Below are 18,866 nucleotides of genomic sequence, written 5' to 3' on the forward strand. Positions count from 1 at the left end.
ACATGATGAAAAAACTGACAAGCCTTCTGGCGGCAACCGCTCTGACCGCTACCGCGGCCGCACCTGCAATGGCCGAGAAATGGGATATGCCGATGGCCTATTCAGCATCAAACTTCCACTCGGCCACGGGCGCGGAGTTCGCCAAATGTGTCACCACAGGAACCGGTGGTGAGATTGAGATTGTCACGCACCCTTCCGGCTCGCTGTTCAAAGGTGCCGACATCAAGCGTGCGATCCAGACCGGGCAAGCCCCGATTGGTGAGCGTCTGCTGTCTGGGCACCAGAACGAAAACGCGCTGTTCGGCTTTGATTCCATCCCGTTCCTGGCCACGTCATTCGATGATAGCGCCAAGCTTTGGGATGCCGCCAAACCTTCGATTGAAAAGCTGTTGGCTGAACAGAACCTGACCCTGCTTTATGCAGTGCCGTGGCCTCCGCAAGGGCTTTATTTCAAGAACGAAGTGAACTCGGTTGCGGATATGGAGGGGATCAAGTTCCGCTCCTATAACAACGCCACCTCACGCCTGGCCGAACTGACTGGTATGCTGCCCGTCACCATCGAGGCGGCTGAGATCAGCCAGGCCTTTGCCACCGGAGTAGCGGATTCCATGGTGTCGTCCGGGTCGACCGGCTATGACCGGAAGGTCTGGGAAAGTCTGAACTACTTCTATGAAGTGGATGCCTGGCTGCCGCGCAACTACGTGATGGTCAACTCAGACGTCTGGGCCGGTGTCTCGGATGCGAACAAGAACGTCATCAAAGGCTGTGCGGAACTGGCCGAGTATGCAGGTAACTGGCGTGCCAAGGAATATACCGGCTTTACGCTTCAGGGTCTGCGCGATGGCGGCATGACAGTTGGTCCTGCATCCGAACAGATGACGAATGAGCTTAAAGAAATCGGTGTCACCATGACCAACGAATGGCTTGAGGCCGCCGGTGACGAAGGCAAAGCCATCGTCGACGCGTTTAACTCTCAATAATCGTTCGAATGCGGGCGGCAGTTCATCCTGCCGCCTGCTCCCAATCCACAAAAAGCACAGGGGGACAGCATGGCGGCAATGCGAGGGCTCAGGTCCGTACTGGATTTCATTTATCTGGCAGCAGGGGTTCTGGCGGCGCTCAGCCTGATTGCCATTCTGGTGTTGATTGTTGTGCAAATGCTGGCCCGTTGGACCGGTGAGGTGTTTCCCGGCGCGCCGGATTATGCTGGATACGCGATGGCCGCTGCGTCTTTTCTGGCCTTCGCCAACGCCCTGAACCGAGGCAGCCATATTAGAGTCTCCATTCTCCTGAATGCGGTTCCCGATGGCTTTCGCAGAATTCTGGAAATCTGGTGCTTTGCGATTGGTTCGGCGGTCATGTGGTATTTCTGCTGGTATGCCTATCGCTTTGTGTACTGGAGCTGGAAGTTCAACGATATCAGCCAGGGGCAAGATAAAACCGCCCTTTGGATACCGCAATCTACCATGCTGATCGGAGCGGTCATTCTGGCCATCGCGCTGACCGATCACCTGTTCCATGTCCTGTTCAAGGGTGATCACCGCATCACCCGTGATCTGGCCGATCAGAGCCACGGAGAGTAAGAGCATGGAAAATATATCCGTTATTATCCTCTTCCTCTTTGTCCTTTTCACCTTGCTGGGCACCGGTGTCTGGGTCGGGCTCGCTCTGATGGGCGTCGCCTGGGTCGGGATGGAGCTGTTCACGACACGCCCGGTGGGTGATGTGATGATCACGACGATCTGGTCGGCTTCGTCATCCTGGACGCTGACCGCCTTGCCGATGTTCATTTGGATGGGCGAGATCCTCTACCGAACGCGATTGTCCGAAGACATGTTCAAAGGCCTGTCGCCGTGGATGGCACCTTTGCCCGGAGGGCTGGTTCACACGAATATCGTAGGCTGTACGGTGTTTGCCGCGGTATCGGGGTCATCTGCCGCGACGTTGACCACGGTTGGCAAGATGTCGATCCCGGAACTGCGAAAGCGCAACTATCCCGAACGCATGGTCATCGGCACGCTGACCGGCGCGGCAACACTTGGGCTAATGATCCCACCGTCACTGACGTTGATCGTGTACGGCGTTACGATCAACGAGTCCATTACCAAGCTGTTCTTTGCAGGCATCCTGCCCGGTCTTGTGCTTGCCGCAATGTTCATGGGCTATGTCGCCATCTATTCGAAAGTTGGCAAAGACTGGAACCCCAACGATGAGAGCAAGCTGACCTTTTCCGAAAAGATTAAGAACTCTCGCTTTCTGTTGCCAGTGATCCTGCTGATCATGGTGGTAATCGGATCGATGTATCTGGGTTATGCTACGGCGACCGAGGCGGCGGCTTTCGGTGTGATTGGCGGACTGCTACTGGCAGCAGGGCAGGGATCGTTGAACTGGAAGACCTTCACTGAAAGTTTGATGGGCGCAACCCGCACCAGTGCGATGATTGCGCTGATCCTAGCGGGTGCTGCGTTCCTGTCATTGTCGATGGGCTTTACCGGCCTGCCGCGCGGGCTTGCGGATTTGATCGCGGGCTGGGAACTGACCCGGTTCGAACTGCTCATGGTTCTGCTGGTATTCTACGTCATTCTGGGATGCTTCCTTGATGGGATTTCTTCGGTTGTGCTGACTATGGCTGTTGTCGAGCCTATGATCCGGGACGCCGGGATCGATCTGATCTGGTTCGGTATCTTCATCGTGGTCGTTGTCGAGATGGCGCAGATCACGCCGCCCATCGGTTTCAACCTGTTTGTGATGCAGGGCATGACTAACCATGAAATGAGCTATATCGCCCGCGCTGCGATCCCGATGTTCCTGATCATGGTGCTGATGGTGTTCGTTCTGATCTGGTTCCCCGAGTTGGCGACGTGGCTGCCCGAAAACCTGCGTCAAAGCCCCGGTGGGTAGACGCCGTTGAACCCGCTTCACCTTGCGGCGCGTCACGGCCCATATGTGTTGGTATCGGGCCTTGCCGCAGGCCTTCTGCTGCCGGGGCTGGCCGCACCGATGCGGCCTCTATTGCCGCCCTTGGTCATGCTCCTGCTGTTTTTGACGCTGCTGCGAATGCAGCCGGGGGCCATTGTGGGTTCGCTGGTTGACCTGCGAAAAGTTGCGGGAACGATTGCCGCCTTTCAATTGGTTTTGCCGTTGTCTGTCGTTGGGATTGGAATTGCCTGCGGATGGACCGGTTCGCCAGTTTTTTTGGCATTGCTTGTCATGGCTGCAGCCCCATCAATATCCGGCAGCCCCAATATGTGCCTGATGATGGGCTATTCTGCGGAACCGGCGATGCGACTAGTCGTGGTTGGAACGGCTGTTTTGCCACTGACCGCGTTACCGATCTTTTGGCTGATGCCGGAATTGGGTGATCTCAGGGCGGTCCTGATGACCGCGCTTCGGCTTTTTCTTACCATCACAATAGCAATTCTCGCGGCTGTCATATTGCGCCGCACGGTGCTGCGCCAACCTTCAAAGTCTACGCTTTTGAACGTGGAAGGTGCGGCAACGATTACTCTGTCCGTTTTCGTTGTTGGCCTGATGCCATCATTGAGTGCAACCGCACTTGTGGACCCACGTTTCGCGCTGTTCTGGATCGCGTTTGCCTGTCTGATCAACTTTGGGGCTCAGGTTGTCTCATTCCAATTCACACGAACTCGAATGCCCGGTGCCGAGGCTACGGCGGTGTCTCTGATCGCCGGAAACCGGAACATCGCGATATTCTTCGTGGCACTGCCACCTGAAGTGACCGCGCCGATCATGGTGTTCATCGGGGCCTATCAGATACCGATGTATCTGACGCCGCTGATCATGCGCCGACTGTATCAGACGGCTGCCACAACCAGCTGATTTGGGCCAGAGGCATTGGCGGTGCCAGCCCTAACGCTGATCCCCAACCCCGACGCCGACATAGGTTTCAAATCCCGATCCCAGAACCATCGTGGACGAGTAGATATTACGCAAGTCGACCATTCGGGGGGATCTCATAGTCTCTGCCAGCTCGCTCAGGTTCAGGGCGCGGAACTCGTTCCATTCTGTCAGCAAGACAACAACGTCCGCATCTTTGGCTGCGGCGTAGGGATCATCCATCCACTCGACGCCAGGAAGCAGCGCTTCCCCCTCGGCACGGCCTTGCGGATCGACAACGCGGACCTGGGCACCGCCGCCGATCAGGGCGGGAACGATGGTCAGGGAAGGTGCGTCGCGCATGTCATCGGTGTTGGGCTTGAAAGTCACACCCAGAACCGCCACGGTCTTGCCATTGAAGCTGTCATCGCAGGCATCCCGGATCTTCTCGATCATCCGCTTCTTGACCTCATCGTTTACACGAATGACGGTTTCGGTGATCTGCATCGGGTGGGCAAAATCCTGTCCGATCCGGGCAAGTGCAGCGGTGTCTTTCGGAAAACACGAGCCGCCATAGCCAGGGCCTGCGTGCAGAAACTTGTTGCCGATCCGCCCATCCAGACCAATACCGCGCGCCACCTCTTTGACATCGCCGCCTGCCCGCTCGCAAAGACCGGCGATTTCATTGATGAACGTGATTTTGGTCGCCAGGAATGCGTTCGCCGCGTATTTGATCATCTCGGCGCTTTCTAGATCAGTGGTCAGGATCGGAAAGTCACGCAGATAAAGCGGGCGGTAAATCTCGGCCATGACATCCGCCGCTCGTTCGTTTTCGATCCCTACGACAACACGGTCTGGGCGCATAAAATCATCAATTGCGGCGCCCTCGCGCAGGAATTCGGGGTTCGATGCGACGTCGAATTCCGCCTTCGGATTTGCACCCGAGACAACTTCATGAACCTTGCGGTTGGTGCCAACCGGGACAGTCGATTTGGTTACGATAACCGTATAGCCGGTGATGGCCTGAGCGATTTCTTCGGCGGCGGCCATCACATAAGTCAGATCAGCGTGCCCGTCCCCGCGTCTCGTAGGTGTGCCTACCGCGATGAACACCGCGTCCGCGCCGTCGACCGCAGCGGCCAGGTCGGTGGTAAAGGTCAGGCGGCCAGCTGCCACGTTCTTGGCCATGAGCACATCAAGGCCCGGCTCGTAAATCGGCACCTCTCCATCCTGAAGCATCTTGATCTTGCGATCGGATTTATCGACGCAAATCACATCATGGCCAAAGTCCGAAAAGCAAACCCCGGACACCAAACCAACATATCCGGTGCCAATCATCGCAATGCGCATTTATCGAATTCCTTCTTTTGGGTTTCGCCAATGGCGCATTTCCTGGTCTCTTTCAACCGCTGAACTAAGAGCTCTTGGGGCTCGATAATTACAACCGCCTAGGCATTGCCGGCTTGCTTTCGACAACAACTCGGCACTTCTGAGGTGTTGCGGGCGATAGGGCAAAATCATCAGACTGTTTCTTGGCGACCGAATATGCTTGTTGTGGTGAATTGTTCAAGTGCTGTTCGTGGCTTGCGTTGAACTGGCTATCTGGTCTCGGCGAAGAACGGCGTGTTACGATCAAGATTCGTTGCCAGATCGGATTTCCTACGATGGCATTCGTTCGACCGCTGGCGCGCATTCTCAATCCTACATGTAATATCAGGCACTTCTTCGCTTCAGCAGGCGTTGGGCATAGCCAGAATGCGAAGCTTCATATAGTCTCACAATCAGTTTTCGTGGTGTCGAGCGGCGGCGCGTGCAATCTGTTAATTATTTTAAGGCTTCGCGATGGGGGGCATGTTCTCGTTTTTGGGTTCCGGGAAAGGCGTTGGCCCTGCATCTCCACGCCGCATGAGCGCCGGTCGCGGAGCGCGCTGATGGTGCTGCACCCCACCGGCCCGGAAACTGATCTTGGCGCGATGGAGCACCGCCATCTGACTGTCATGATGGTGGATCTTGTCGAGTCCACGGTATTGGCTCAAATGCTTGAGCCCGAAGATTTGCTGTCTACGACATTACGTTATCATAAACTGGTCGAACAAATTGCCGATGAGTTCGGGGGCAGGGTGCTGCAGATCGTGGGCGACGGTATCCTCGTCGCCTTTGGTTGGCCTGCTGCGTCTGAAAATAATGCCGAGCGCGCTCTACGCGCGGCGCTGCGCATCCACACTGATCTGCCCGCAATGGCGGGTCCGCTCGATCTCAGGTGCCGGATTGGGATCGCATCCGGCGTAGTTCTTGTCGGGGACATCGCGCTTGGGACCAATATTCAGCCCGACGCGATTTTTGGATCGACGCTAAATCTTGCGGCACGTCTTCAGTCGTTGGCGACCCCCGGTGGAACAATGGTTTCTGCGGCAACACGAGCGCTTGGGGCCGAGCAAATGGAGTTCGAGCCGCAAGGCGTTCAGAGCCTCGCGGGGTTCGACCGGCCTGTTCCAGTTTATCGATTGACCGGTGAAGGCAAGGATCAGGCCCGCCGCCATAACCGCACCCCGTTGCTTGGCCGCAAAGCCGAACGCGGACAACTCCGCCGCGCGTGGAAAGACGTGGAAGCCGGAAGAGGGCGGGTGATTCACATATTGGGTGAGGCAGGGATTGGCAAATCGCACCTGATCCGTGATCTGCGTTCGTCGGTCGGGCCGCAGGCATGGGTGACCTATCACTGCAGCCCGTTCCATGTCAGCACACCGTTCTTTCCCTTCGTATCACAGGTCGAACGGTGGTGCGGCATCCACAATCACGACGATATTGCCGCGCGTCGCGACCGGTTGTCAGAACATCTGAGCGATATTCTGGACGACGCGCAACTTCGCACGCTGTATTTCATTCTTGCCCCGGGCCCCGGCGACAGCGGGACGACCAGTGAGGACGAACTGCGCGCGCAACTGAGTGACATATTCATCCGCGTCTACCAAAAACTCAGCCGAGAGGGACCGGTGCTTGTCGTGGTTGAGGATATGCAATGGGTTGACCCATCGACCCTTTCAGTGCTGCGCGACGTGGCCGAGCATCTGACATCACTTCCCGTACTGATGTTGATGGTTTCGCGGATGCCGGCGCCATCAGCGATCAAAGAGAGCATACCGTCTCTTGAGCAATTGTCGCTTCCACCGCTCGATGATGCGACATCGTCAGAACTGGCCAAGGCGGCCTCGGGTGCGCGACTTGATGACCGCACCACGGCGCAGATTTTGGCGCGGGGCAATGGTGTGCCCCTTTTCATCAAGGAATGCTCTGCCGCCATCGCTGCGTCGCCTGAACGTATCGTGGACAACATTCCCGCCACCTTGCATGACCTCCTGGCGCAACAGGTTGACGAGGTCGGAGAACTCCGACGCGCCGCGATCGAAGCCGCTGTTATTGGTGGTGCCTTTGGGGCACCTTTGCTGGCTCAGATCAGTGAACTGACTGAAGACGAGTCCGAAGACGCTATCTTTGGGCTCGCCGCCACGGGTATATTGCAACATCTGCCCGGCGCGAATGACGACGCCGAAATGATCTGGCGGTTCCGCCATGAATTGGTGCGTGAGGCGGCATATCAAAGCCTTGTGCGGGACCGTCGCATTCATTTGCATCGACGCACGGCGGAAGCCCTTGCCGCCCAACCGGAAGCCGCCCGACAGCCTGAACAAATAGCGCGGCACTGGGAACTGGCCGGTGAAACAACGAAGGCGGTGGCCGCCTGGTCGGAGGCCGCGCGGCTGAACCTGAGGCGCCACGCAAATCGCGAAGGGGCTCAGCATGCCCGAAACGGATTGCGGCTGTTGGACGAGTTGCCCGTAGACCAACGCGATAAAGCTGAATTGAACTTGCAATTCCTTCTGGCCGCTGCCGAACGCGTGCATGTCGGTTATGGTGCCAAGCCCGCAATCGATGCCTTTGGGCGCAGTTTTGAACTGGCTGAAAAGCTGGGCGACAGGCGTACTCTTGTGCGCGCGGGCAGGGGTCTGTTTACCGCTGCAATGGTCAAAGGTGATTACCAGAACGCCGAGCAATGGGGGCAAGCGATCATCGATGCGTATGACGATCACCACACCCGAATGGTCGGAAACTACATCTGTGGGGCCGCGCTATCCCCGCGCGGTCGGTTTCAGGATGCGGCAGCAGCTCTGGAACAAGCGGCGTCTCATGCGGATGCGCATTGCGCCGAAGCTGGAAACAGCCCCGATATTGCAGCCGTGATACAAATCGAGAGTATGAGCGCGCTGGTCGACAGCTTTCAGGGCAAAACTGAGGTGGCACTCGCCAAAGCCAAGCGGGCAGTTGACGCCGCGATGGCGTCAGGCCAGCCCTTGATCATCGCAAATGCAATGCACTGGTTGACCGAAATCCACATGCAAATGGATCACCCGGATTATGCGCGCATGGCCGAGGCGCTGAGCGCGGCTGTTCAGGACAAGGGCGGCCCTTATTACCAAGCTGTTGCGACGGCCCATCTTGCCGGGGCTGCCATCAGAACCGGCGAGGCCACAGAGGGCGTGGCCATGCTGCAGGCCGCTTGGGGAAGGATGCACGCAACGGGTGCCGAGGCGGCTGGCGTGCTCGTCAACACCGAGCTCGCACGGGGCTATCTTGCTCTGGGTGAGATTCAGAAAGGGTTGGATGCGGTGGAGGCTGGCCTGACATGTGCAGAAAACACTGACGAGCGGAACTATGAGGCTGAAATCCACCGGATCAAGGCAGCCCTTCTACTGGAACAAGGTGCTCCGTTCGACGCGGCTGAGGCGGCTTTGCGTGAAGCTATAGCCGTGGCGAATGATCAGGGCGCGGCGCTGTATGAATTGCGCGCGCTGAGTGATCTTGCCTGCATCCGGCCAGCCGATACGGAAGTTGCCGCGCGGATTACTGAGCTGGAAGAGCGCGCGGTCGCGTCTTAGGTCCCGCCGGGACGTCGACCTAAAGTGCAGTCTTCGGGTTGCAGGTCCAAGCCAACAAAACGCGCCACCTGCGAGAATGACGAAGTTTTCTTCAGCAACTGAAAACCTTTCTCTGAAAAAGTCTCAGCCGAGTACAAGTTTTTGGACACCATCGGGTTGTTCATAAGCTGCGTGATTGCGTCATACGCCACCATCGATGTCATCAGATCGCCCATGATCACATCGCCCTTGTGCTGTTCCGCAAAGAGACCAGGGAACAACTCGACCCTATTGACGTCGCAATAAAGCCGGCTCAGGTCGGCAATCAATTCGTCCGCAAACGGCTGATCACCAACCATCTCAGTAAAGCTTGAATGCGGTTTGCGGCAGAAATGATGACGATAAGTGTTCAGCGACGGAAGACGCGCCTTACGCGTCAGGGCAATTGTAGCTTCGACAGGGGCAGGAGCACCGGGCGCAGGCCTTTGGAACAGGAAATCGGGCGTGTTGCGCAGCGACATGCGGGCTGCAGGTTGGCGCGACAATGATCGGATCATTTCCGCCAAGCCCGTTTGTTCGACCAGTCGTGGATTGAACCTGAAGCCTTCTGGGCCAACCTGTGCGCCGTCGATTATGAACCGTTCGGGGATCATCGAATGCCAGCGGTAGAGCAAATTGAACTCAATCGCGATCTGGTTGGAGTGATGCCAGGGTTGCCAGCGATTTACGCCAATGGGCAGTTTGAATGGCATATTGGCGATGTGGGCGATGTAATCCTCAAGCACAAGCTTGATCAGCAATGCGATCAAGGTGCAGCGTGTAGTCTGGAACACACGCTCTTTATCCCAGCCCGAAATGCCGCGCTTTTCGCGCCACAACAGATCGGCAAAGGTGTTATGGGCGCGCAACATCAGTGTATTGATCGCGATATAGCCTATGGTACCATTGCCATTATCGAGCCCGGTTGCATGAAAATCGAGCAGTAGCTGGTCAATCGCGTGATCGCTGAGACCCGGATGCGCCCGTTTCACCGCATTCCACAGCTTGCATGGATCGTGCAGGGGCTTTCCGCAATTCTCGCCAGTGGCAATACTGCCATCAAAGGGGGGCGCAAGCTTAACACCACCGGATTGGTTCTTTTGAAACAGCTTCGGGGCCCACATCTCGCCTTGTGTATCCAGACGAAAGGCCAACCGGTGGGTTAATTCATTGGTATCGGGATCGCGTTCGCGCAGCATGTCGGTCTGAAAATCGTTCAGCCCGTAGATTTGGCACAGATCGACCTCGTGGTTCGAATCCGTCTGATCAACCGGTCCTTTCGCCCCAAAGGTGCGCAGGAAACTGTCGGTAAACCATTGTGCGGCCGAGATAAACAAAAGTGTCGATCCTTGCGGGCACATCAAGGTAAGCGGGCTGCCATCCATTTGTGTCCGTCGGCGAAAGAGATCAGCAACTTCGCTTTCCGACGGCAGGACGGGTGAGAGGTCTTCTGGCGTTGTATGCCGACCGATCCAGCGATGGGAAAACACGCCGGGCCATGTCGTGTAGTCTGCGCCCATCGTATAGGGCCGCGGTCGGTGGATCTTCGCGGCGTTTGCAAGCCTGATCGCGGCTAAATAGCTCGTAACGGGTGGGGAGATCTTGAATCCGAGTTTGATCAGATCATCAACGTCCAGCATCAATACATCTCCGTTTGGTCATCGATTCGGGAACCGGGCGCGGGCCAAGCTCAGATAGGTTCTGAGCCGGATCGCATTAATCGGTCCTAAAGGTTCGTGATCTGCCGTGACACGCCAGGGCGAGAAGCTCATCGCGTCTCCATTCTGCGGATCAAATTCTGCACCTTTGGGAATCGTGATATCCGCCACGGGCGTGACGGTATGATGGTACGGATCAAGAGGTGCATCTGGTTGCGGATCGCATGCCCACCGGATGCGATTGTCGAGCACATCGAATTCGTCGGCCGGGCGCGGGGGCTCAATCACACACAGCTCGAAGTGATTATCTCCATCGGCCACGTCTTGCCGCAAACACTGCCCGATCCCATCTGGGTCGTCTACCGGATGTGCCGGAATTTTTGGTTTCGCGCTGCGGGCCAAGTATCTGACCGTTAGATCGGGGCCCAGCCGATACGGTGTTGTCGACCAGAAATGGACCTCAAAAGGCGAGTGCATATAGTTCGAGGCAAAATCACTCGCGACGCGAAACTGACGCTTGCCTTCACGAGTGAGGAAGGCGCGAAATCCTGCGCGCAGCCCTTTGGTGATCAACCTAAGGCTCCATTTTCGTCGCCCTTTGATCGCGTGCTGGACCGCTTGTAATGTGGCGACAAGCCTGCCCAATCGCTCATATTCATCGGGGACGTAGCTGGGAAACACATCCTGATCGACCAATACGAAATCGAACTCGTCGCTGAGTTGTGTGGTCCCCAGATGCGCAAGTGCCTCGGCGTCGATCAGCTTGGGGCCTGGCACGTCAAAAAGCTTGATCGCCATCCCGTGGGCATCCGATTTCCGGTCATCCAGATGCGCGCCGTTGGAAAAGCGAAGTGCGGCTGAATAGGCAGCGGGCTGTTCAAACAGGCCGTGACGGAACTGTTCTGGTAGATCGTTTCTGACAGTGAATGTTGCAGCCACGCACCCGTGACTGCGCCCATGCTGAGCCCTTAAGCGATGGCCTTTCCACCGTGCAACGGCCTCGAGATTGTGGTCAATGACATCATCAACAATATCCGGCGGCAATGCGTTTTGCGAAACATGCGTCAAAGAACCGTCTCCTTGGATAAACCCAGGCAATGATCAAACAGGGGTAAGGCGCTGACAAAGCTAAACCTCTAAATTTGTTCAGCTTACCTCAGATTGTCTAATTTCCAAACACACCAACTATGGACAGCCGTGGCCAGACAAATTCGGCGCGCAGCCCAACCCATTCGGTTGGTGCTACGGACACGTGGTTGCCCGCGCTCGATCCTCGACCAGAGTTGGGTGCCTTCGACTTTATCATTGACGTGTCCGGTGTTCTCGGGCACTCAATCGATTGATGGTTCCCGGTGGTATTGCCGCGGGATGAAAAGGGAATACGGTGAGGTTTGCCAAAAGGTGCCAATTCCGTAACTGCCCCCGCAACTGTAAGCGGTGAGCAAGGCCAAACAGCCACTGGTCCACAGGGTCGGGAAGGTTGGCCGAGCGCGGACCCGCAAGTCAGGAGACCTGCCATCAGATGTTTAACCAACCCGGGGCGGGGCGTCCTGGAAGGAGGCTTTGATGGCGCGTCAATCGCGTGTTTACATTGTCGGCAGCTTCCGCATGCGCTTGGAAACAAGTGGAGTGGACCATGCCAGATAAGCCTGATCATTTCATTCTAGTCTGCGAAAGCTGCACTGAAGGGCTGCCCCTTGATGAAATTTGCGATGCGTTGACTGGGAAATTACCTCGCAGTTTTGCGATCCGCGCGTCGTCTTGCATGGCAGGCTGCGATAGTCCCAGAACGGTTGGGTTCCAGGCCGTAGGAAAGGCGCAATACCTTTTTGGTGGCATTCAGACCGCGGAAGAGGTGCAGGCGCTGGCTGAGTTTGCAGCGCAGTATCGTGAAAGCCCGGATGGCTGGACAAATGCCACTGATCGCCCGCAGGCGTTGTTCAATAAAACCCTCTCGCGCATGCCGCGGATCGAACACGGGGCATCGCAATGACGTTGCCACCCTTTCTGATTGCCGAAAACCTTGAGTATTATGCCCTTAACGGAGATGTCCTGTTGCAGGGCGTCTCGTTCGAGTTGTACGAGGGTTCCATTCTAGCCATCGCCGGCCCGAACGGGGCGGGGAAAACGACGCTTCTCAATCTGTTGTGCGGCGCTGAGCCGCTGGCACTTGGTGATGTTCGGATCAAAGGACGCAGTCTGAAAAAGCTCACGGCCAAAGAGCGTGCGCGCATGATTGCAGTGGTAGGTCAGCAGGAACTGCCCGATGGACGCTTGGCGTTACGCGATTATGTTGCGCTGGGGCAAATACCCATCCGTGCGGACCGCTCTGCCGAAGGCCACGCGCAAGAGCTGGACCGGATTTTAGACCTGACCGGTCTCGCCAATCTCGCGGACAAGCGCATGGCCCAACTGTCTGGAGGCGAACGTCAGCGTGCCCATATCGCACGTGCTTTGGCGCAGAACCCTTCGTTGCTGTTTCTGGACGAACCGACCAACCATCTGGATCCTGATGCAAAAGGGCGGATGCTGTCTTTGGTCGCCGAGCTTGGGATCACCGTGGTCATGATCGTACACGATCTGGTCATGATCCCCGAATTCGCCACACACGTGGCGCTGATGAAATCGACCCTCATGATCGAGTTTGGGTCGGTGGACAAGGTGCTGACACCCGAAAGAGTCCGCGAAACTTTTGGCGTTGATTTCCTCTGCTTTCTCCACGAAGGCCGCGTGATCCCGGCGCTTGATATTCGAAGAACCACAGTCTCAACTTAGTCGAAGGAACACACTGAGATGAAATACATCTGGCCCGTGGCGTTGGCCACCGCCATGGCAAGCGGTGCTGCTGCGCAAGAAGTCACCGTAGACAACTGCGGCGAACCGCTGGTTTTTGATACCGCGCCCAAGCGCCTGGTTGTGCATGACATGAACATGACCGATATGGCCTTTGCATTGGGTCTGCAGGACAAGATCGTCGGCCTGACCGGCATCACCGGCTGGTACAAGACCAGCCCTGATTTTGATGCCCTGCGCGGCGACATCCCCGAGCTTGCGCCGAAATATCCGACCGTCGAAAACCTGGTGGCGGTTGAACCCGACCTGTTCTTTGCCGGTTGGTACTATGGCATGAAGCCGGGTGGTGATGTGACCCCAGATACATTGGAACCGTTCGGAATCAAGACCTTGGTTCTAACCGAAAGCTGTATCCATCTGGACAAGGATCGCCCCGAAGCCAGCATGGATCTTCTGTTTGGCGATGTGTTGCGCTTGGGCAAGGTGATGCAAGTCGAAGACAAGGCCGAAGCTCTGGTCTCGGGCTGGAAAGAGCAGCTGGCAGCGATCGAAGCCAAGACTGCTGAACTGCCCAAGCCCCGCGTCTTTCTTCTGGATGGTCCTGCAGATGCTCCGTTTACCGCCGGTAAATTCGCGATTCCCGATGCGATGATCACTGCCGCCGGTGGTGAAAACGTCACTCATGACATGGACACGAGCTGGGGCCGCACTTCGTGGGAGGCCGTTGCCGCATCGAACCCGGAATTCCTGGTTTTGTTGGATTATCAGACCGGCAATGGTGCCGAGGACACCTTCAAGTTCCTGCAGGAACATCCCGTCATGTCGCAGACTGACGCCGTCAAGAACGAGCGCTGGATCGGATTGCGCTACGAGGAGCTGACGCCGGGACCGGCAAATATCGAAGCGATCTCGAAGATGGCGCGCGCGATGCATCCGGGTCAGAGCTAATATGGGCCGACTGGGCCTGACGTTGTTGCTGGGGGCGGTCGTTCTGACCGCCCTTTTGCTGATCTCCACGATCTACGGTACAACCTCGATTCCTTTATCCGACACCTTCACCGCGATATTGCGCGGTACCGGGTTGCAGGACGGAGAGATGTCGCCGCTGCATAGGATCGTATTCGACCTGCGACTGCCCCGCGCGTTGTTTGCAGCCGTGATCGGTGCCGGGCTGGGCATCGTTGGCGTGGTGCTGCAAACGACCACACGTAATGACCTTGCCGATCCATTTCTGTTCGGCCTGTCCTCGGGCGCGGCAGCGGGGGCGGTGTTTGTAATTACCGTGACCGGAGATATTCTGGGTTTCTGGACTCTGCCTCTGGCTGCCTTTTGCGGCGGTCTTGTGGCGTCGGGCATCGTGCTGGCGCTGGTTCATGGGCTTCGCACCAGCGCACCGGAGAAGCTGATCCTTGCGGGTCTGGCTGTGTCGTTTTTGTTTTCGGCCATCACCAACTATCTGATCTTCGCCGGTGATAGCCGCGCCGCCCATTCTGTCATCTTCTGGATGCTGGGGGGGCTGGGCCTGGCCCGTTGGGAGACGTTCCCGCTGGTGTGCATCGGTCTGCTGCTGATCCTGAGCTATTCGCTTTATCGCAGCCGCTGGTTGGATGCGCTGCTGACCGGGGATTTGACTGCCGCTACTCTGGGTGTGCCGGTTCGGGGTCTGCGGTTCAGCATGTTTTTCACCGCAGCCTTGGCAACGGCCGTGTTTGTTTCCGTAGCCGGAGTGATTGGTTTTGTCGGTCTGATGGTGCCGCATATTGCGCGCGGGATCGCAGGTCCCCTGCACAAAAACCTTCTACCTACCGCCGCTATGGTTGGTGCTGCCTTGTTGACCGGCTCTGACATTCTCAGCAGGCTTCTGCTGGCTCCGCAGGAATTGCCGGTGGGGATCGTCACAACTTCAATCGGATCGGTGTTTGTGTTCTTGCTTTTATTCAGGACTGCGAGAAATCAACGGTAAGGCCCTCGATCTTCGCTCCCAAGATATTTCGTCCTGATCAGGTCTGAGCCGAGTTTAAACCTTTCCGTCAGCCGCTTGGCCGAGCCACTTGAACACAAGCTTGGCGCGGTCGGATGAGGTGTTGTGTAGTTTCACGTAGAAATCCAGTTGCGATGAGATGGTTTGCGGCAACAGTCTGACCAGTTTTCCGGATGCGGTCAGCTCCGAGGTCAGTCCCTCCCATCCCAGCACTGCGCCCATATCGTCCTGAGCGGCCTGAAGCGCAATCGTGTAATTGTTGACCCGATGCGCGGAATTCAGCGGGCCTTCATAGCCCAGTTTACGGGTCCAGGCCCGCCAATCGGTCCAACCGGTATCTGGTGCATCAAGATGGATGAGCGGCACTTTGGCGATCTCGCCGACATGCTCGATTGGGTTCTGTTTCGCAAACCGAGGGCTGCATAAGGCCATGATGTTGTCGTGAAACAAGGTCTTGATAATCCCTGAATCCCGGCGTGTATCACCGTAGTGAATGCTTAGATCACATTTTGAGGTATCGACCCCGAGATCGGTCACAACTTGTGTCACAGAAACATGGCCATGCGTTTTCCAAAACTGGGCAAGCCGTGGTGTAAGCCAAAGCGAGCTGACCGCCGTAGAGGAACGGATCGTCACGCCTTTGTGGTCATACTGTCGGCGCAACTGCCCAAGGGCCTCGCTGATCCCTTCAAGGCCACGTTGAAGGGCGACCAGCAAATAGGCTCCGCTTTCGGTAAGTTCGACGCCGCGATGATGGCGCAGAAACAGCGCGCATTGCAGCTCGTTCTCAAGCGCTTTGACCTGATGGCTGATCGCTGCGGGCGTAACATTCAGCTCTTCAGCAGCAGTTTTGAAACTCACATGCCGCGCTGCGGTTTCAAAGCTGATCAGAGAGCTTAGGGGCGGAAGATCATATGGGCGGTTGGGCAAGATGTTTTGACCTGTGACAAGTTGAAAACCCGATAATAAGAACGCAATCAGCAGCGATTTGGCTTAGTTCATCTTATGCAGAGTGAATCTTTTTGCAATTGCCCGCCAGCAGTTCAATGTGAAAATTCGCCACAACCGTTTGAGACATGATCAAGGGATGTGCCAAGGGTCCTCAAGCCCCTTGGACATCATATCGATCTTTCCTCATGCAATTCGATCCCCGGTTGGTCGTGCACAATTTGAAGGAGTTGCAGTATGCAGTCACATGCAAAAGTCGTGGTTGTCGGTGGCGGATGCGTCGGGGCGTCAATTCTATATGGGCTGACCGAACATGGATGCTCTGATGCCGTTATGCTGGAACGCACCACACTGACCTCGGGTTCGACGTGGCATGCGGCTGGTTTGCTAGTGACCTTTGTGCGGTCGCACAACGTGTCGAAGATGACGATGGAAACCATCCGCATCTACACCGAGGTGGAAGAGAAGATGGGCAGTTCGGTCGGACTGCGTAAGGTAGGACAGCTGCGGGTCGCCAATACCGAAAAGCGCTGGGATGAGTTCCAGTCCTATATCTCGATTGCCGAAGCTGCGGGCGTGCCCTGCCAACTGCTGACGCCGGAGGAGATTGCCGAGATTCATCCCTTGCTGAACCAAAGTCCAGATATTCGGGGTGGTATTCTGCACACGGAAGACGGCTATGTGAATCCCGCCGACATTACCATGGCATTGGCCAAGCTTGCGCGGGATGCCGGCGCCAAGGTATACCAGAACACCGAAGCGCAGGCTTATGAGAAGCTGGACAATGGCCACTGGAAAGTGACCACCAATCAGGGTGAGATCACCTGCGAGCATCTGATCTTTGCCACCGGAAACTACGCCCGCGAAAATGCGCGCCGCGTGGGGCTGGACCTGCCATGTATCCCGATCGTTCACCAGTATTGGACGACCGAGACGGTGCCGCTGTTGAAAGAGCGCCGGGCGCAAGGCTTGCCCGAATTCCCAATCCTGCGGGATGAGGACTACGGCGCTTATCTGCGCGAAGATGTGGGCGGGATCCAGTTCGGGCCGTATGAATTCACCAAAGACCTCAAACTGTTTGCCGAGGATCGTGTCCCGCCCGAGTTCGGAGCCGATCTGTTGCCCGAGGATTTTGATGCCGTGGAAACCCAATGGGAACGCGCCATCGAACGTGTGCCGACCTTGGGTGAGGTTGGGATCAAGGCCAACACCCGTGGCCCGTTCCAGATGACCCCGGACGAGCTGCCTCTGGCCGGACCCGCACCGGGGCATGAGAACCTTTGGCTGGCCGAAGGCATGCCTGGTGGCATCCTCTGGGGCGGCACCGTTGGAAACCGTTTGGCCAAATGGATCGTCGATGGCGATCCGGGCATGGATATGTCGGAGCTCGACCCGCGTCGATTCTCGGACTACGCCTCAAAACGTTGGACCATGGATAAGGTGCGCGAGACATGGGGCACCCATATGGATGCGCATGTTCCGGGTGAGGATTTCCCGGATGCGCGCCCGATGAAGACCATGGGGTCATATGATCTTTTGACTGCTCAGGGCGCGGTTTGGACCAGCTTTAACGGCTACGAATTTCCTCGCTGGTTTGCCAAATCGCCCGAAGAGGCGATCCCCGAACACAGTTTCCGCCGCACCAACCATATGGAGCGTGTTCAGGAAGAGGTGCGCACCACCCGTGAAGAGGCTGGCTTCATCGAAATGTCGCCGATGACCAAGTTCACAGTGCGCGGGCCGGGTGCCGCCAAATGGCTGGATAGCCTGATGGCCAACAAGCTGCCCAAGGTGGGCCGCATGACCTTGTCGCTGATGTTGAACGACAAGGGCGGCATGGATGCGGAGTACACAATCGTGCGCTATGCCGACGACGATTTCTACCTGATATCGACGCCGAACTGGCGAGCCTACAATTGGGATCAGTTACAGCGCGTGCTGCCAGGTGATGGCTCGGTGGTGATCGAGGATATCTCAGAACAGCTGGGCGTGATCGCACTGGCCGGGCCCAAGGCACGGGACATCCTGCAACCATTGACCGATAATGATTTGTCGAACGAAGCATTCCCATGGCTGTCGGCACAGATGGGCGAGGTGGGCTATGCCAAAGGTGTGCACTTGTTGCGCGTCTCCTACACCGGTGAGTTGGGATGGGAACTGCACCACCCGGTCGGGTACAATCGCCACCTCGTTGATTTGCTGCTGAAATCGGGTGTGAAACCTTTCGGGCTTGAAGCGTTGGAGTCGATGCGGCTTGAGAAATCCTATCGCGCAATCAACCGCGAAATCTGCAAGGACCTGACCCCATATGAGGCCGATTTGGGCCGTTTCGTTGCAATGACCGAGAAGATCGGCGGGCAGGTGGCCGAACGTGATTTCATCGGCAAAGCCGCGTTGCAACAGCAGCAGGAGCAGGGTGGATACAACACACTGGTCACACTGAAGCTGCCGTTCTGCGACACCTCGGTGATGTTTGACGAAGGCGTCTATGCCGATGGCAAGCTGATCGGACGCGTCACTTCGGGCGGGTTCTCGTATTACTGCAACCACGACATTGCGATGGCGCTGGTTCCACACGAGATGACGGCACCCGGCACCAAAATGCAGGTGCTCATCCACAATGAAATGCGCGAGGCCGAAGTGATCGATACCTGCGCCGTTGATCCCACCAGCGCCCGCGCGCGCGCCTGATCCGGA

The 18,866-nt window shown here is 56.9% G+C and carries 14 protein-coding genes and 1 riboswitch; of the genes, 10 read left to right on the forward strand and 4 right to left on the reverse strand.

The window, feature by feature from the left end; translation table 11 throughout:
• The first annotated feature begins 5 nt into the window (after positions 1-5).
• The 4 genes from ACR0BI_RS09305 to ACR0BI_RS09320 all read left to right on the forward strand — a co-directional run bounded on the left by ACR0BI_RS09305 (position 6) and on the right by ACR0BI_RS09320 (position 3,840).
• Positions 6-980 carry a TRAP transporter substrate-binding protein gene (locus tag ACR0BI_RS09305; protein ID WP_170663349.1) on the forward strand — a complete coding sequence of 325 codons (975 nt, stop codon included), beginning with the start codon at positions 6-8 and terminating at the stop codon, positions 978-980.
• A gap of 69 nt (positions 981-1,049) precedes the next feature.
• Positions 1,050-1,583, forward strand: coding sequence for a TRAP transporter small permease (locus ACR0BI_RS09310; RefSeq protein WP_170406962.1), 534 nt, complete (start codon positions 1,050-1,052; stop codon positions 1,581-1,583).
• Between the two features lie 4 nt (positions 1,584-1,587).
• Positions 1,588-2,901, forward strand: a complete 1,314-nt coding sequence (locus ACR0BI_RS09315; protein ID WP_223118444.1) for a TRAP transporter large permease — start codon at positions 1,588-1,590, stop codon at positions 2,899-2,901.
• 6 nt (positions 2,902-2,907) lie between these two features.
• Entirely contained in the window at positions 2,908-3,840 is a 933-nt protein-coding gene (locus ACR0BI_RS09320; RefSeq protein WP_480562258.1) for a hypothetical protein, read from the forward strand.
• 30 nt (positions 3,841-3,870) lie between these two features.
• On the opposite strand, the gene ACR0BI_RS09325 is transcribed toward ACR0BI_RS09320, so the two are convergent.
• Positions 3,871-5,187 carry a UDP-glucose dehydrogenase family protein gene (locus tag ACR0BI_RS09325; protein ID WP_480562257.1) on the reverse strand — a complete coding sequence of 439 codons (1,317 nt, stop codon included), beginning with the start codon at positions 5,185-5,187 and terminating at the stop codon, positions 3,871-3,873.
• A gap of 581 nt (positions 5,188-5,768) precedes the next feature.
• Between ACR0BI_RS09325 and ACR0BI_RS09330 the strand changes: the two genes are divergently transcribed.
• Positions 5,769-8,771: an ATP-binding protein gene (locus ACR0BI_RS09330; protein WP_480562256.1), complete on the forward strand. Its 3,003-nt coding sequence runs from the start codon at positions 5,769-5,771 to the stop codon at positions 8,769-8,771.
• Here the strand turns inward: ACR0BI_RS09330 and ACR0BI_RS09335 are convergent.
• Positions 8,768-10,429: a peroxidase family protein gene (locus ACR0BI_RS09335; protein ID WP_170663357.1), complete on the reverse strand. Its 1,662-nt coding sequence runs from the start codon at positions 10,427-10,429 to the stop codon at positions 8,768-8,770. The two genes, ACR0BI_RS09330 and ACR0BI_RS09335, sit on opposite strands and share 4 nt — an antisense overlap.
• Positions 10,430-10,447: 18 nt before the next feature.
• The gene (locus ACR0BI_RS09340; RefSeq protein ID WP_170562132.1) at positions 10,448-11,515 is read right to left on the reverse strand and encodes a catalase family protein; all 1,068 of its coding nucleotides are present in this window, start codon (positions 11,513-11,515) and stop codon (positions 10,448-10,450) included.
• Between the two features lie 258 nt (positions 11,516-11,773).
• A riboswitch (cobalamin riboswitch) is annotated at positions 11,774-11,981 on the forward strand.
• Between the two features lie 102 nt (positions 11,982-12,083).
• Between ACR0BI_RS09340 and ACR0BI_RS09345 the strand changes: the two genes are divergently transcribed.
• Genes ACR0BI_RS09345 through ACR0BI_RS09360 form a run of 4 tightly spaced genes read left to right on the forward strand, consistent with a single transcriptional unit; the run spans position 12,084 to position 15,203 of the window.
• The gene (locus ACR0BI_RS09345; RefSeq protein WP_480562255.1) at positions 12,084-12,440 is read left to right on the forward strand and encodes a DUF1636 family protein; all 357 of its coding nucleotides are present in this window, start codon (positions 12,084-12,086) and stop codon (positions 12,438-12,440) included.
• Positions 12,437-13,222, forward strand: coding sequence for an ABC transporter ATP-binding protein (locus ACR0BI_RS09350; protein WP_480562254.1), 786 nt, complete (start codon positions 12,437-12,439; stop codon positions 13,220-13,222). The genes ACR0BI_RS09345 and ACR0BI_RS09350 overlap by 4 nt, the downstream gene beginning before the upstream one ends.
• A gap of 18 nt (positions 13,223-13,240) precedes the next feature.
• On the forward strand, positions 13,241-14,188 hold the full coding sequence (locus ACR0BI_RS09355; protein ID WP_480562253.1) for an ABC transporter substrate-binding protein: 948 nt from the start codon (positions 13,241-13,243) through the stop codon (positions 14,186-14,188).
• 1 nt (position 14,189) lies between these two features.
• On the forward strand, positions 14,190-15,203 hold the full coding sequence (locus ACR0BI_RS09360; RefSeq protein ID WP_170509083.1) for an iron ABC transporter permease: 1,014 nt from the start codon (positions 14,190-14,192) through the stop codon (positions 15,201-15,203).
• 54 nt (positions 15,204-15,257) lie between these two features.
• Here ACR0BI_RS09360 and ACR0BI_RS09365 read toward each other — a convergent pair whose 3' ends face one another.
• Positions 15,258-16,151, reverse strand: coding sequence for a LysR substrate-binding domain-containing protein (locus tag ACR0BI_RS09365; RefSeq protein WP_170422562.1), 894 nt, complete (start codon positions 16,149-16,151; stop codon positions 15,258-15,260).
• A 255-nt stretch (positions 16,152-16,406) separates the two neighbouring features.
• On the opposite strand from ACR0BI_RS09365, the gene ACR0BI_RS09370 reads away from it, so the two are divergent.
• Complete coding sequence (locus tag ACR0BI_RS09370; RefSeq protein WP_170422564.1) at positions 16,407-18,860, forward strand: GcvT family protein; 2,454 nt, start codon at positions 16,407-16,409, stop codon at positions 18,858-18,860.
• Positions 18,861-18,866: the final 6 nt, after the last annotated feature.

Source organism: Ruegeria sp. E5, from assembly GCF_056534105.1.